This window comes from Flavobacterium sp. GNP002, assembly GCF_054343795.1.
In genome coordinates this window covers 464,109-479,818 of the sequence record NZ_JBTGUW010000001.1, presented here as the reverse complement: position 1 = coordinate 479,818, position 15,710 = coordinate 464,109, and the positions used below count along the sequence as shown (strand labels likewise).

The window sequence follows — 15,710 nt, the reverse complement described above, 5'->3', positions numbered from 1 at the left end:
ATTGAAACGAAATGCAATCTCTAGAGGTTGCATTTTTGTTATATATAATTTTACCTTTGTGCCAAAATCATTTAGCTTGAATCAACACCTATCAACTTCGTTTCTAAATTCTATTTCAGTAGCCATCAAACGGGAAGATTTGATACATCCTTTTGTTTCCGGAAATAAATTCAGAAAGTTGAAATACAATTTACTGCAAGCTAAAACGGAGCATTTCGAAACACTGCTTACTTTTGGAGGCGCTTTTTCAAATCATATCGCAGCAGTGGCTTTTGCAGGAAAAGAGAAAGGATTTAAAACTATCGGAATTATTCGTGGAGATGAATTAGGGAGTAAAATCTCGGAGAATCCCACGTTGTCATTCGCTCAAAATTGCGGAATGCAATTGGAATTTATATCAAGGGAGGAATATCGATTAAAAAGTGAGGATTCGTTTTTAGAAAACTTAAAACAGCAATTTGGGGATTTTTATCTAATACCTGAAGGCGGAACAAATGCTTTAGCCATCAAGGGCTGTCAGGAAATTCTAACTCCAGAAGATGCTGAATTTGATTATATTTGTTGTTCAATAGGAACTGGCGGAACGATTTCGGGAATCATTAACAGTGTTTTACCGCACCAAAAAGTTTTAGGATTTCCCGCTTTAAAAGGTGATTTTTTGAAAGAGGAAATTTGTAATTTTGTCCAAAATGAAAATTGGGAACTAATAACGGACTACCATTTTGGTGGGTACGGGAAAGTAAATGAAGCCTTAATTGGATTCATCAACCAGTTTTACATCGAAAATCAGATTCCCTTAGATCCCATTTATACGGGAAAGATGGTTTTTGGCGTTATAGATTTAATTCAAAAAAACTATTTTCCCATCGGATCAAAAATTTTACTGATTCATACCGGTGGAATTCAGGGAATTCAGGGAATGAATATGAAATTAAGAAACAAACAATTACCAACAATAGATATCAATGTTTAAAAAAATCCTACTGCTTCTTACCATAATTACTTTGATAGGTTGTAATGCCGCAAAACCTGTTATTGTAACTAAGAAAGTTCCTTTGAAACCAAAATCAGAGGTAGTACGCACGATTAAAAAACCAGCTGCATCAAACACTAATACTCCAAGACCAACTGTTGCAAAACCGGTAAAAAAAGAACAAAGTAATCGAGAAACAGAAGTGATTGTTTCAACTTCAAAAACTGTGGTTACTAATGATGTAATCGTATCTTATATTTCTAAATTTAAAGAAATTGCGATGGGAAACATGAAAAATTATGGGATTCCCGCAAGTATTATTTTAGCTCAGGGGATTTTAGAATCGGGTGCTGGAAGAGGCGATTTAGCAATAAGTGCCAATAATCATTTTGGAATAAAATGTCATGTAGGATGGACAGGAGAAAGCGTTAAGCATGACGATGATTCTGATCAGGAATGCTTTAGAAAATATGATAACCCTTCGGAATCATTCAAAGATCACGCGTTATTTTTGACTGGAAGAAGTAGGTATGCTAAGCTATTTGAATTCTCAAAAGGCGATTATAAAGCTTGGGCAAAAGGACTAAGAGCTGCGGGTTATGCCACAGATCCTAAATATCCAGATAAGTTGATTTCTTATATTGAGCGCTATAAATTGCATCAATATGACAATCAGGTTTTAGATGTCAATTATGTTTCGAATGAAAAACAGCTAGTGGAGGAATTAACACTGGAATCCAGAACTATAGCCAGTAATGGCCTGGCTTCCTATGTTGTTCAAAAAGGAGATACACTGTATTCCATTTCAAAAAAATTCGATTTAAAGGTTGATGATTTAAAACAAAAAAATAATCTTTCTGACAATACACTTTCTATTGGACAGAGATTGGTGGTGAAATAATTGAAAAAATAACTATAATTCATAATTTATAAATGTTGTATAAAAGAAGCAGTCAGCTTTTTGCTGAAGCAGAAAAAGTAATTCCAGGAGGTGTAAATTCGCCAGTAAGAGCTTTTAAAGCAGTGGGTGGAACTCCAATTTTTGTCAAAAGTGCCAAAGGTGCTTATTTGTATGATGAAGATGGAAACCGTTTGATTGACTATATCAATTCTTGGGGGCCAATGATTTTAGGACACGCCTACGAACCGGTCGTACACGCCGTGATTGAGAAAGCGAAGTTAGGAACCTCGTTTGGAATGCCAACAGAATTAGAAACGCAAATTGCAGCTTTAGCCGTTGCGATGGTTCCAAATATCGATAAAATTAGATTTGTAAATTCCGGTACCGAAGCCTGTATGAGCGCTGTAAGACTGGCTCGCGGATTTACCAAAAGAGATAAAATAATAAAATTTGCAGGTTGTTACCACGGTCATTCGGATTCGTTTTTAATCCAAGCGGGAAGTGGAGCCATTACTTTTGGTTCACCAAACAGCCCAGGAGTTACTGCAGGAACGGCTAAGGATACTTTACTTGCAAAATATAATGATTTAGAAAATGTAGCCACTTTAATTGATGCAAATAAAAATGAAATTGCTGCCATAATCGTAGAACCTGTTGCGGGGAATATGGGTTGTATTCCGCCCAATAAAGGCTTTTTAGAAGGCTTGCGCCAATTGTGTACCGATAACGGAATTCTATTGATTTTTGATGAGGTTATGACCGGTTTCAGGCTTGCTGCAGGCGGTGTTCAGGAATTGCTTAACATAACGGCTGATATCGTTTGTTTTGGAAAAGTAATTGGTGGAGGATTACCTGTTGGTGCTTTTGCCGCTCGCGAAGAAATCATGAATTATCTGGCTCCGTTAGGCCCCGTTTATCAGGCAGGAACATTGTCAGGAAATCCATTGGCAATGGCAGCAGGATTAGCGATGTTGCAGGCTTTAGATAGTGATCGTACTATTTTTAAAAGATTAGCAGAGAAAACAGCATATTTGGCAGCAGGAATTGATAAAGTATTGAAAGCAAATAATGTTACATTTACAATCAATACTATTGGATCAATGATTTCGGTTCATTTTGATGCTGCTCCGGTTGTAGACTTTCAAACAGCAGCAAATGGCGATAACGAAACGTTCAAGAAATTCTTCCACGGATTGTTGCAGGAAGGAATATATATTGCGCCATCCGCTTATGAAACATGGTTTATTACCGATGCTTTAACGTATGAGGATTTGGATTTTACCATTCGAGCGATAGACAAAGTATCGAAAACCTTTTAAATTAAAGAAGCCCCAAATTTGGGGCTTTTTTTTATGAAATAAGATGAAATAGTTTAAGTAAATGGATTATTTTTTTTCACCCATTTTTGCTGGTTTTCTATTCTGATGGTATGCCATTCTTTTTTTCATTCCGTTGTGTCTTTTCCCTTTCATCTCATCCCATTTTTTATATTGGTCTGCTGAAAGAATTTTTTTCATTTTCTCTTTCATCACAATTTGCTCGTCTAACATTTGGCTTTTTTTAGCAAAACGTTCGTCAGCGGTAAGTTGTTTTTTAGCCGAATCTTTGTTTGCTTTTCTCTCTGCCCTTCTAGATTCTCTTTTGGTACTTTGTTCAGCGATGATTTTACTCATTTCTTTTTGCTGTGAAGCATTCAAATCTAATTCTAGAGTCATCTTTTTCAAGTGCAATTGGTTTCTTTGCTCCGGAGTCATTTGCTCCATTTGAGCTCTCTCTGGTCTTGCTTTTCTTTCTTGTGCAAAGCTTGTCATTCCGACAACTAATAATGCAACGATAAATAGTTTTTTCATTTGTATTGTTTTAAGTTTTATAAGTATAAGATAGGAATAGAACTAAAAAGTTTAATCGTTAACAAAAGTTTATCGTTTTGGTTTTAGGATTAAATGTAAAGTTGAAGTTAACCCGTTGGGTGTAATTCAATTTGTTTAATTTTTTAACCACATAGAAACATAGATATTTAAATTTTGGAGGGTGTTTCACTTTTTTAGAGAAACCCATAGCTATGTGAACCCAAGACCCGAGCGATAGCGAACAGGCGAAGCAATTGGGCTATCCGACTCTTTTTTCTATGTTTCTATGTGGTTCATTTTTTTTATTTAAGACTAATTGAAATTTTTATTAATTACACCCAACGGGTTTGAAGTTATTTTTTTTCTATAAAAAGGCACAAAATAAATACTGTTTATAGCTTTGAAAGCATGATATTTATCAGTTTTTATACGGTTTTGTTTCTCGATTTTTGTGGTTTATTTATTTAAATCATTTTAACATGACAACACGTAAACCACTACATACTTTTCATATCCCGGTTATGGGACTTGCTTATACGATTGATAGTCCGATACGAGTGGCAAAGTATGGAATTTCGTCCGTGATTTCAATTATGGATGATGAACTTATCGAAAAAATGAATGCTTTTTACAGCAAGAAATTCGATTTGCCGTATCAGGAAATTACCCAAAAAATACATGATTACCGCGCAGAACGCATTACTTCTTATTTGAATTTGGTAGACAAAATCGTGAAGGAAAAATTTGAAAACTTTAAGACGGAATTATCCGAAAGCAAATCAGCTTTGGAAAACTACATCGGAATGCTGCCCAACAAATCAGAAATTAAAGCAGGCTTGCAAAACTTTTTGGAAGATGGTTTTGCTTTCAAAGAAAACATCAAAAATTATCTGGAGAAAAATCTTTATCCTGGCGATATTGATGTCAATATTATGACCAAATTGGATAAGGATAATTTTATCAAAGAGGAACAATTACCAATTATTTTTAATGATGCACATGCCGCGCTGCGCGGGTTTGTGAATAGTACATTAGAATCTTCGGTTGTTTTATCTGCTGGGATGAATCCAAGATTATACAGCTATTTTGAAAGTTTTTCGGCTTTCTTTCCAGATGCGAATAATGCACTGAAAAAGAAAATTACGCTCAAAGTAAGCGACTTTCGTTCTGCGATGATCCAAGGGAATTTTTTAGCTAAAAAAGGACTTTGGGTTTCTGAATATCGAATCGAATCCGGACTCAATTGTGGCGGACATGCTTTTGCAACTGAAGGGTATTTATTAGGACCGATTCTAGAAGAATTTAAACAGAAAAAAGAGCAATTAATTCAATCCGCACATGAGTTGATGGTGAAAGCATTGGGACAAAAAGAAATGCATGTTCCGGAACAACCTTTGGATTTAAAAATCACGGTTCAAGGCGGCGTAGGAACTGCTGAAGAACACGATTTTCTATTGGACCATTATGAAGTGGATTCTGTGGGTTGGGGTTCGCCTTTTTTATTGGTTCCTGAAGCCACATCGGTAGATAAACACACCAGAGATTTATTGGCTGGAGCCAAAGAAGATGATTTATATTTAAGTCATATTTCGCCGTTAGGAATTCCTTTCAATACACTGCGAGGAACGACGAATGAAAAATTGAAATTGAAACGAATTGAGGAAAGCAAAGCGGGAAGTTCATGTCCAAAACGATTTTTGGCGCTAAGCAAAGAATATGATGCGCAAGGAATTTGTACATCTTCCAAAAAATACCAAGATTTAAAACTGGAAGAATTACTTCTCGAAAAAGATATTTTAACTGCTGAAATTTTCGAAAAAAAGAAAAACAGTATTACGGAGAAAGCCTGTCTTTGTGTGGGTTTAGCCAATGCTTCGTATCTTGAAAATAACATTAAGATAAAAGGGCAGGCGCAAGGCGTAATCATTTGTCCAGGACCTAATATGGCTTATTTTGATAAAGAAGTTTCACTTTCTAAAATGATGCAGCACATTTATGGAAACGCATCTGTATTGACGGTTATTGATCGACCAAATCTGTTTGTCAAAGAATTAAAAATGTATTTGGATTATCTGAAAAATGAAATCACAGCGGTTACTGAAGAAATAACTTTGGGACAAATTAAAAAATGGAATTCGTTTAAAAATAATTTATTAGTAGGGATTGGATATTATGAAGATTTATTCGCAAAAACTCCTTTTTTCGAAAGCACTAAAAATGAGATTTTCAGTCAATTTAATTCCTATAAATTAGAATTATATGAGATTCAAATTCCTGAATTAAAATTGGCGTAAAGCCTCCAAATATTTGTTTTTAAATAGAATGATTTTTACAGGATTATTCTATTTAAAAACATTTTTTTTTACTGTTTGATGTTGTAAATTTGCACCGTGAAAAAAATCATATTTATAATTGTATTGATCATGCTTATAAAGCCCGTTCTTCCGGTTTTAGAGTATGTCGTGAATTATGAATACATTTCAAAAGTACTTTGTATAAATAAGGACAAACCTAAAATGCAATGTAACGGAAAATGTCATTTGATGAAAGAATTGGCCAAAGCTTCTGAGGCTGAAAAGCCACTTTCTTCCGATAAAAAAGGAAATGCTCCTATACTGGATGTGATCATTTTTGAGGAAATCAAATCTTTCGAAATGGCAACAGTTTTTTTTGATACCAAAGAAAAAATAAACCCATACTATTCTAATTTATACTTTCATTTGAATAGTGCTTCTGTTTTTCACCCACCCACTTTCATTTCATAAATTTTTTAAGCATGTAGTATGCTTTATTTCATCTGTTCTATACAACAGATGAAAATTTGTTTGCTTTTTTTGGAAATAATACTCCAAAAATGGCATGCGAAACTGTACTTATATTCAAAATAAAAATCTGAAGAAATGAAATTTCAATTAAAAAATATACTAGCTGTAATGGCTATCTCAGTTACCTTGTTTTCTTGTTCTAATGCCGATGATAATGAAGTGATTACCGGGAACGGAAATTTAAAATTAGAATTTGACAATGTATACAAATCGGCTAATTTTGCTTTCAATACGAACTACGCCAATTCGAATGCTGAGGTTGTAGCGGTTTCAAAAGTGAAGTACATTGTGAGTAATATTGTCTTGACAAAAGAGGATGGGACTACATTTACTTACCCCAAAAGTCAAAGCTATTTTATTGTAGACGAAGCTACGACTGCAACATTAGTATTGAATCTTTCAAACATTCCTGCCGGAAATTACACTAAAATAAAATACGGAATTGGAGTCGATAAAACGCAGTGGGAAGCAGGAGCAACGGGTCAAGGAGATTTCTTGGCAACAGCCCAAACTGCCGGAATGATGTGGTCTTGGAGTGCAGGTTATAAGTTTGTTGCTTTCGAAGGTACTTTTACAGCTCCTACGGTTACAACTGCAAAAGAATTTAAAGTGCATACCGGACAAACCGGAACCGATTATAATTATGTGGAAGTCACTTTGAGTTTCCCTGAAAAAGCTTTGGTACGAACTACAATTACACCTCAGGTACACATCATGACGGACTTGTCTCAAGTTATAGATGGAACTAATAAAATCAGTCTTACGGAAGCGGCAACCGTTATGGGTGGCGCTAAACTGGCTTTGGTTACTACTAACGTTTCTTCAATGTTCAAAATAGATCACGTTCACAACGATTAATTTTTAATCTGGAAGCGGTTGGAAATTAAATCTCCGACCGCTTTTTTAAAAAAAAATATAAAATGAAAGCAAAATATATCATATTGCTCATTTTTCCTTTGCTGTGGTCTTGTTCTGCTGATGAAAGCGAAGACTATCAGGACGTTCCTCTGAACTTTCAAGTTCCGGCAAATTTCCCGCCTTTGGCATACGATCTGGCGAATAATCCACCCACCGAAAAAGGATTTGAACTTGGGAAAAAGCTTTTCTACGACGGCCGATTAGCTTCTGATGGGATCGTTTCCTGCGGATTTTGTCACATTCAGGAAGATGCATTTACGCATCACGGACATACTTTGAGTCACGGAGTAGATGACGCTATTGGAACCCGAAACACGCCGCCAATCCAGAATTTAGCCTATCAAACCACTTTTATGTATGATGGAGCAACATCACATTTGGATTTACAGCCTATCATTCCGTTCACAAGTCCTATAGAAATGAATGGCGATTTTGCAAAAGCGATTGCTATGATGAAAGGTGATTCCGAGTACCAAAAGCTATTCAAAGTTGCTTTTACGGATGGACAAATCAATTCCGAAAACATGCTCAAGGCCTTGGGGCAATTTATGGTTATGGTTACGTCCTCGAATTCCCGTTTTGACAAGTACCGCCGCAACGAATCTGGCGGAACGCTAACGCAAGACGAGAAGGACGGATATGCCATTTTTAACCAAAAATGTTCCAGTTGTCACGCTACAGATTTGTTTACGGACAATTCTTTTAGAAACAACGGTTTGTCAATTGATCCAGCGTACAATGATATCGGTCGTTTTCGCGTGACGGAGTTGTCTCAGGATAAGTACAAATTCAAAGTGCCAAGTCTAAGAAACATAGAAAAAACAGCGCCTTACATGCACGATGGACGCTTATTCACATTAGAAGCCGTCATGGATCATTACAATTCCGGTGTAGTCAATTCAGCTACTTTAGACCCAATTTTGAATAAAAACGGGTCACTCGGAATTCCTTTGACAGCGACAGAAAAATCAAAGATTATTGCTTTTCTAAAAACATTGACAGACACGCAATACCTAATGGACAAACGCTTTTCTGAATATTAATTTTAGAAGCTATTTCCTGCTGTACACTGCAAGTCCTCGCTACAAAAGCCGTTTTTCTATGTCCTGAAAAGAGCTTCCTCCGGTCGCTTTTTCAGGACAAGAAAAACAAGCTTTTTCCGCTGTGGGCTTTCCGTTTCCATCAGGGCTAAAAACAACAAACATGAAAAAATACACATTGCTTTTAGTACTTCTTTTTCAATTGGCAAACGCCACCGAAAAAGACAGTTTAAATACCGTAAATCCATTTACAAAATACCATTCCTTCCTTGAAGAAGAGGATTTCTGCGATGCCTGCGGTTGCTCAGCCAGTGGGGGAAGCATGGGATTCGCCTCGATGTTAAACTCTAATTTCGTTGGAATTCGGTATTTCAATCAACAATACAAATCCATGGATGGCTTGTACAGCAATTCGCCTTGGTACAAAGAAAATTTCAACACCGTTCAGGTTTGGGGCCGAATCCCGGTTAGCGAAACGGTTCAGGTTTCAGCATTATTGCCGTATCATTTTCATGAAAGAGAAACCGCAACTGGCAACAAAAGCATCAATGGGATTGGCGATATTACTGTTTTGGCAATGTATCGTTTGTATCAAACCCATAAAGACAGTACGTTTTTGGTACATACATTACAATTGGGAGGCGGAATCAAAGCGCCAACCGGAAAATTTAATGAAGCAAATTCCGGTAGTATAAATCCAAGTTTTCAAGTAGGAACAGGAAGTTGGGATTATCTTTTTGCAACTGAATATGTGATTAAAAGAAAACAATTTGGTTTAAACTCGATGCTTAATTATGTGATTAAAACAGAAAATCAAAAGAGTTACCGTTTTGGAAATCAATTGAATTACGCTGGAACTTTTTTCTATTTGTACGAGAAAAATAGTTTTTCTATTGTTCCACAACTTGGTTTTGCCGGTGAAGTCTATGAAAGTAATTATCAATACAATCAAAAATTAAGAAATACAAACGGTGATATTCTTTTTGGGAAAGTTGGTTTTGAGGTAGGAAAGGATAGACTTTCTTTTGGAGCTAATGCCATGTTACCCATCAATCAAAATCTTACCGGCGGCAATGTTGAAGCGAATTATCGCTGGAGTGTAAACTTCAATTACAGTTTGTAAAAAAAGTTTGTTGAAATTTTTTAGTTAACCTTTTATGTTCTCAAGATGACCTGAGTCTGCTTGTACCGTTCAAGTCGAAGGAGGTTTTTACTATTGTTATACGTTTCAATTTAGTTGTTGTTTAATTTTTTTTAAAATTTTAAAACCATAACGAACTACTTGTCGTATATGATAGGATAACTAAATAAACAAACGATGAAAAATAAACAAAAAAAATTAGGTTTTGCTTCCATTATTGGGCTAGCACTTTTATCTTTTACTGCAATTTCATGCAATGATGATGAGAACAATGAAATGATGATGCCTGTAGTGGCACCTGACGTTAATTTTACTGCATTAGCCAGTAATAATACCATTCTTACATTCAACGCACGAAATTTAGGAACTCCAACTACAAGCACTCCTATTGTTGGTTTACCTGCATCAGAGAGTATTGTAAGTATAGATTACAGACCTGCAACGGGACAATTGTATGCAGTAGGATCGTCTAGTCGTCTTTACTTTATAAATGAGAAAAGTGGAGTAGCAACGGCACTAGGCGTAGGTTCTTTCTCGCCTGTAGTTACGGGAGGTGATGCCTCGATAGATTTTAATCCTACAGTTGATAGAATTCGTTTGGTAACTAATTCTGGTCAAAATTTAAGATTGCACCCAGAATTAGGAACTGTTGTAGCAACTGATGGTGTTATTAATGGTGGGACAAATGCTAAAATTGGTGCTGTAGCGTATACCAATAGTATGGCTGGAGCTACAATAACGATGTTGTATGATATTGATTTTGAACAAGATAAACTATATATGCAAACGCCGCCTAACGATGGAGCGCTTCAACTTGTTGGTGACTTAGGCGTTAACTTTCAAGGTGTAGGAGACATGGATATTTTAGCAGATAATTCAACTGCTCTTGCTGTAACAAACAATGCAAATGTATCCACATTATATACAATCGATTTAACTACAGGAAAAGCAGTTGATGTTGGTAAATTTACCGCTCCAGTAATAAGTATTGCACTTAAGACTAATCCAATTGCATATGCTACAACTGCAGGAAATATGTTGGTTCGTTTTAATCCTACAAGCGGGAGTAATAATTCTGTTGCATTAACTGGTTTAGCTTCAAACGAAAGTATTGTCGGTTTAGATTTTAGACCTGCAAACGGAGGTTTATATGCTGTTTCAAATCAAAGCAGATTGTTTTCTGTGAATACCGCTAGCGGAGCATTAACAGCAATTGGGTCTCCCTTTTTAACGGCATTGTCAGGTACTTCTTTTGGTTTTGATTTTAATCCAACAGTAGATAGAATCAGGTTGGTGAGTAATACAGGTCAAAACTTACGTTTACACCCAGATCTAGGAACGGTAGTGTCAGTTGATGGTAATCTAAATCCTGGAACACCATTTGTAACAGGAGCTGCTTACACCAATAATATTGCTGGAGCTACAACAACAACTTTATTTGTAATTGACTCACAAACGGATATGATATATCGTCAAGATCCACCAAATAACGGGACATTAGTTGCCATTGGAGGTTTAGGGGTAAATGTTGATGCTGATAGCGGATTTGATATTGGTGGGAACAGTGCTGCTGCATTTGCTTTATTGAAAGTAAATAATATTACATCAGTGTACAGTATTAACTTGACAACTGGCGCAGCTACTAAAGTTTCCGATATAAGTATTCAAGCTACAGCAATGGCTGTTGGTTTAGGATTTTAAAATAGAATATAATTGAAATAGAAAGTCGGCTCTTTGATTAGAGCCGACTTTTTTTATTGAACCGAAACAACATCAACATTATTAAGAGATAAAAAAAAGGAGCTTCAATTGAAGCTCCTTTTTTATAAATATATTTCCCGAATAAATTACTCTTTCAATCTACACGCTTTAACATCTCCATCAACTACTACTTCAGTCAATCCCAAAGAAGATAAGTTTTTCATGGCTTTATCCCATTTTTTACCGCTCAATCCAGAATTAATTTTTAGTAGGCCAAATTCCATTTGGTTATTGTTAGTTTGCAATAAAACAACAATCAATTTCTCATCTTCTTCCAATTCAACTTTAACCTGTTTTTTCTCAGGACGCATTTGAGGGAACAATAATACTTCTTGAATAGAAGCATTATTAGTCAAATACATAATCAATCGATCCATTCCAATTCCCATTCCAGATGTTGGAGGCATTCCGTATTCTAAAGCTCTCAAGAAATCTTCATCGATAATTCCAGTCGCTTCATCATCTCCTTTTTCAGATAACCTCATTTGGTCTTCAAAACGTTCTCTTTGGTCAATTGGGTCATTCAATTCAGAATAGGCATTCGCTACTTCTTTACCGCAAACCATTAGTTCAAAACGTTCTGTCAATTCTGGATTGTCGCGGTGTTGTTTACAAAGCGGAGACATTTCCTTTGGATAATCCGTGATGTAAGTAGGCTGAATGTAATTCCCTTCACATTTAGCGCCAAAGATTTCGTCAATCAGTTTTCCTTTACCCATGGTTTTATCCACATCAATCCCCATTCCTCTAGCGGCGTCAAAAAGCTCTGTTTCACTTTTTCCTGAAATATCAAATCCAGTAAAATGTTTGATAGAATCAGTCATCGTAACTCTAGCATAAGGCGCTTTGAAATTGATGGTGTGTTCTCCAAAAGTCACTTCTGAAGTTCCATTTACGGCAATTGCACAATGCTCCAAAAGGTCTTCGGCAAATTTCATCATCCAGTTGTAGTCTTTGTAGGCTACATATATTTCCATAGCAGTAAATTCTGGGTTGTGTGTACGGTCCATTCCTTCATTACGAAAGTTTTTCGAAAACTCATACACTCCTTCAAAACCACCAACTATTAATCTTTTTAAGTACAACTCATTTGCTATACGCATATACAATGGCATGTCAAGCGAGTTGTGGTGCGTGATAAAAGGACGCGCAGCAGCGCCACCAGGAATCGGTTGTAAAACTGGAGTTTCAACTTCAAGATATCCTTTGTCATTAAAGAATGAACGCATCGCATTGAACAATTTTGTTCTTTTGATAAACGTTTCTTTCACATGGTCGTTCACGGTCAAATCTACGTAACGACGACGGTATCTTTGTTCCGGATCAGCGAATGCATCGTGCATTTTCCCATCAGCATCCGTTTTTACTACAGGAAGTGGTTTTAAGGCTTTTGCCAAAACCGTCAATCCATAAACATGAACCGAGATTTCTCCCACTTGCGTTTTGAAAACCGTTCCACGAACCCCAATAAAATCACCAATGTCCAATAGTTTTTTGAAAACTACATTGTACATTGTTTTTTCTTCATCAGTCGAAATATCATCTCTCGAAACATACACTTGAATACGTCCTTCAGCATCTTTCAATTCCGCAAATGACGCCTTTCCCATGATACGCTTACCCATCAAACGACCTGCTAAAACAACCTCTTTTCCTTCGTACTTCTCGAAATCAGCTAAGATTTCGCTAGAATATGCGGTTGTGGTAAATTCGGCTGCAGGATAAGGTTCGATACCTAAATTGCGTAATTCTGTAAGTGCTTCTCTACGTAGAGTTTCTTGTTCGGATAATGCCATTATATTCTGATTTTAAGAGCGCAAAGATACTATATAAGTTCTAAAGTTGCAAAGACAGTAATACATAAAGGAATTTAGTTTTTTGGAGCAGATAATTTTGTTTTCTCAAGACAATTTGTCCGGCTATTCGTTCTATCTTTTTTTCTTGTTTAAGAAAAATAAGAAAAAAAGGATGTCTCCCGAAGCTTCGGGACTATCGGGGCTATTCAACTACTTTTTATTTTAAAATAGCGTGAAAAATAGTACAAATCATGTATATTTGAAAACCAATAAATACTCTAAATTACCAAATGAAAAAATGCGCACTTCTACTTATAGTACTATTTTTAACAAGTTGTCAAGTCACTGAAACCATTCATTTAAACCAAGATGGAACTGGAAAAATTGAAATCAATGAGTTGCGAGACGAGCATAGTTTTATGCAATTGATGGGTGAAAACTACTCCAAAGAAGAAGTTTTTAGAGATACAACATATGTTTTTCAGGATTTGATAACGAAACATTCTGAGACGTTTTCCAGATTGCCAGCATCCGAAAAAGTCATTTTTCAAAAATTTGCTACAGTAAAAGTACATATAAAGAAAAGTTCCTTCGAGAAAGAATTTCGCACAACAATCAGTCAAAATTTTACTAAAATAACCGAAGTTGCGGATTTATACAAAACCGAAGAATATGCAGATGATATAGAAAATAATTATGCATTGGTTGCCGAAGAACATTATTACAGTGTCAACTATGCTTTTGACGGAAGTGTTTTCAAGAGAATAGTAAAAATTACAGATGCAATTGAGCTAAAAAAGCAGCAGGATAAGATTGAAGGATATAAAACGCAAGTTTCTAAATTCAAAATCACACAGCCTTATGTTCTAAAATATCATTTCCCAAAGAAAATAAAGTCCGTTTCAAATCCGAATGCGAAAATTAGTGAAGATAAAAAATCATTGGAATTACAATTTCTGATAGCGGATTGTTTGGTAAATCCTGAAAGTACTAATCTGGAGGTGGTTTTGGAAACAGATGATGTCAATTAAAACTACATTACGCAGCTATGGGATATATCTCTCAATTAAATCCAATCATAGTGAGGCACGAAGATGTAGTAAAATATAATAGTAATAATTATGTAAGTATCATTATTAATTCTATAAAAACGATGGCGAATATATAATCTATATTTGATAAAAAGCATATTTTCAAACCGTTATGCTTCAAAATCCGATTAATAGAAAATAATTTAAATAATGATATTATGAAAGCACTTGTTTATTTCGGTCCGCGCGATGTGAGGGTCGTAGAAATGCCGGATGCCAAAATTGAGCAGCCGACGGATGTACTGGTAAAAATAACGACTACAAATATTTGCGGATCCGACCTTCACATGTATGAAGGAAGAACCGATATGGAAGCCGGAAAGATTTTAGGACATGAAAATATGGGCAGGGTAGTTGAAGTAGGCAAAGCCGTAACTCAGATTAAAGTGGGAGATATGGTTTGTCTTCCTTTTAACATTGGTTGTGGTCACTGTCAAAATTGCGAAAGCGGCTTGACTGGTTTTTGTCTTACGATGAATCCGGGTGCTGCAGGTGCTGCATATGGTTTTGCGGGAATGGGTCCTTACAGCGGCGGCCAGGCTGAATTCCTTCGGGTGCCTCATGGGGATTTTAACTGCCTTAAATTACCAGAGGATGCGATAGAGAAGGAAAATGATTATGTGATGTTATCGGATATTTTCCCAACAGGATATCATGCAACGGAATTGGCAGGTGTAAAACCTGGTGACTCCGTCGTGATTTATGGTGCAGGTCCCGTTGGACTAATGGCAGCACATTCGGCAAGTATTAAAGGCGCCAGTAAGATTATGGTGGTTGACAATCATCCTGACCGGTTGAAACTTGCAGAAGAATTGGGTGCTATTGCAATTGATTTTTCAAAAGGGTCAGCAGTGGAGCAAGTACTGGAACTCACCAACGGTGTGGGTGCCGACAGAGGTTGCGAATGTGTAGGGTACCAGTGTTGTGATAAACATGGTACGGAACATTCCAATGCAACCATGAACGAACTAGTACAGGCCGTAAAAGCAACTGGTTCTATTGGGGTTGTAGGGGTTTTTGTTCCTAAAGATCCAAAATCAAAAGAGGAGTTGCAAAAAATAGGCCACATGGATTTTGATTTTGGTCAATTCTGGATGAAGGGACAGCGAATAGCAACAGGTCAGGCAAATGTTAAAGCGTATAACCGTCAGCTTTCTACCTTGATTTCTGCTGGTAAAGCAAGGCCATCATTAATTGTCTCGCATGAACTTTCATTAGAAGAGGCTCCGAACGCCTACAAGCATTTTGATGCCCGCGATAAAGGATGGACAAAAGTGCTACTGAAACCATAGATGATAAAAGCTAAGTAATAAATTTAGATGATTTGAGGATTTTGCGCCTAACAAATAAAGATTTAAGTGTTTGTTTCGTGCCTCCTTGGTCAGCAATTAATTGGATAATAATAATTCACTTT

The 15,710-nt window shown here is 36.3% G+C and carries 13 protein-coding genes; 11 read left to right on the top strand and 2 right to left on the bottom strand.

Annotation, left to right across the window (positions count from 1 at the left end):
* The first annotated feature begins 76 nt into the window (after window positions 1-76).
* From ACXX80_RS02180 to hemL, 3 genes are read left to right on the top strand one after another with little or no spacing between them, the layout of a single operon-like run.
* Window positions 77-973 (top strand): 1-aminocyclopropane-1-carboxylate deaminase/D-cysteine desulfhydrase, encoded by an 897-nt coding sequence (locus tag ACXX80_RS02180; RefSeq protein WP_458551802.1) that lies wholly within the window; start codon window positions 77-79, stop codon window positions 971-973.
* The gene (locus ACXX80_RS02175) at window positions 966-1,874 is read left to right on the top strand and encodes a glucosaminidase domain-containing protein (protein WP_458551801.1); all 909 of its coding nucleotides are present in this window, start codon (window positions 966-968) and stop codon (window positions 1,872-1,874) included. Before ACXX80_RS02180 ends, ACXX80_RS02175 begins: the two co-directional genes overlap by 8 nt.
* A gap of 32 nt (window positions 1,875-1,906) precedes the next feature.
* Window positions 1,907-3,193, top strand: coding sequence for a glutamate-1-semialdehyde 2,1-aminomutase (gene hemL, locus ACXX80_RS02170; protein WP_458551800.1), 1,287 nt, complete (start codon window positions 1,907-1,909; stop codon window positions 3,191-3,193).
* Between the two features lie 66 nt (window positions 3,194-3,259).
* Here hemL and ACXX80_RS02165 read toward each other — a convergent pair whose 3' ends face one another.
* A complete protein-coding gene (locus ACXX80_RS02165) occupies window positions 3,260-3,724 on the bottom strand; it encodes a DUF4890 domain-containing protein (RefSeq protein WP_458551799.1) in 465 nt (154 codons plus the stop codon).
* A 479-nt stretch (window positions 3,725-4,203) separates the two neighbouring features.
* Here ACXX80_RS02165 and ACXX80_RS02160 point away from each other — a divergent pair, with 479 nt between their 5' ends.
* From ACXX80_RS02160 to ACXX80_RS02135, 6 genes are all read left to right on the top strand, one after another.
* On the top strand, window positions 4,204-6,018 hold the full coding sequence (locus ACXX80_RS02160; protein ID WP_458551798.1) for a hypothetical protein: 1,815 nt from the start codon (window positions 4,204-4,206) through the stop codon (window positions 6,016-6,018).
* A gap of 129 nt (window positions 6,019-6,147) precedes the next feature.
* Complete coding sequence (locus tag ACXX80_RS02155; RefSeq protein ID WP_458551797.1) at window positions 6,148-6,489, top strand: hypothetical protein; 342 nt, start codon at window positions 6,148-6,150, stop codon at window positions 6,487-6,489.
* 135 nt (window positions 6,490-6,624) lie between these two features.
* The gene (locus ACXX80_RS02150) at window positions 6,625-7,407 is read left to right on the top strand and encodes an MbnP family protein (protein ID WP_458551796.1); all 783 of its coding nucleotides are present in this window, start codon (window positions 6,625-6,627) and stop codon (window positions 7,405-7,407) included.
* Window positions 7,408-7,469: 62 nt separating this feature from the next.
* Window positions 7,470-8,510, top strand: coding sequence for a cytochrome-c peroxidase (locus ACXX80_RS02145; RefSeq protein WP_458551795.1), 1,041 nt, complete (start codon window positions 7,470-7,472; stop codon window positions 8,508-8,510).
* 160 nt (window positions 8,511-8,670) lie between these two features.
* A complete protein-coding gene (locus tag ACXX80_RS02140; protein ID WP_458551794.1) occupies window positions 8,671-9,630 on the top strand; it encodes a transporter family protein in 960 nt (319 codons plus the stop codon).
* Window positions 9,631-9,825: 195 nt separating this feature from the next.
* Window positions 9,826-11,349, top strand: a complete 1,524-nt coding sequence (locus tag ACXX80_RS02135; RefSeq protein WP_458551793.1) for a DUF4394 domain-containing protein — start codon at window positions 9,826-9,828, stop codon at window positions 11,347-11,349.
* 146 nt (window positions 11,350-11,495) lie between these two features.
* Here the strand turns inward: ACXX80_RS02135 and lysS are convergent, their stop codons facing one another.
* Window positions 11,496-13,205, bottom strand: a complete 1,710-nt coding sequence (lysS, locus tag ACXX80_RS02130) for a lysine--tRNA ligase (RefSeq protein WP_458551792.1) — start codon at window positions 13,203-13,205, stop codon at window positions 11,496-11,498.
* Between the two features lie 290 nt (window positions 13,206-13,495).
* On the opposite strand from lysS, the gene ACXX80_RS02125 reads away from it, so the two are divergent.
* Both ACXX80_RS02125 and ACXX80_RS02120 read left to right on the top strand, forming a co-directional pair.
* Window positions 13,496-14,236: a hypothetical protein gene (locus ACXX80_RS02125; RefSeq protein WP_458551791.1), complete on the top strand. Its 741-nt coding sequence runs from the start codon at window positions 13,496-13,498 to the stop codon at window positions 14,234-14,236.
* A 251-nt stretch (window positions 14,237-14,487) separates the two neighbouring features.
* Window positions 14,488-15,588, top strand: a complete 1,101-nt coding sequence (locus tag ACXX80_RS02120) for a glutathione-independent formaldehyde dehydrogenase (RefSeq protein ID WP_458551790.1) — start codon at window positions 14,488-14,490, stop codon at window positions 15,586-15,588.
* Window positions 15,589-15,710: the final 122 nt, after the last annotated feature.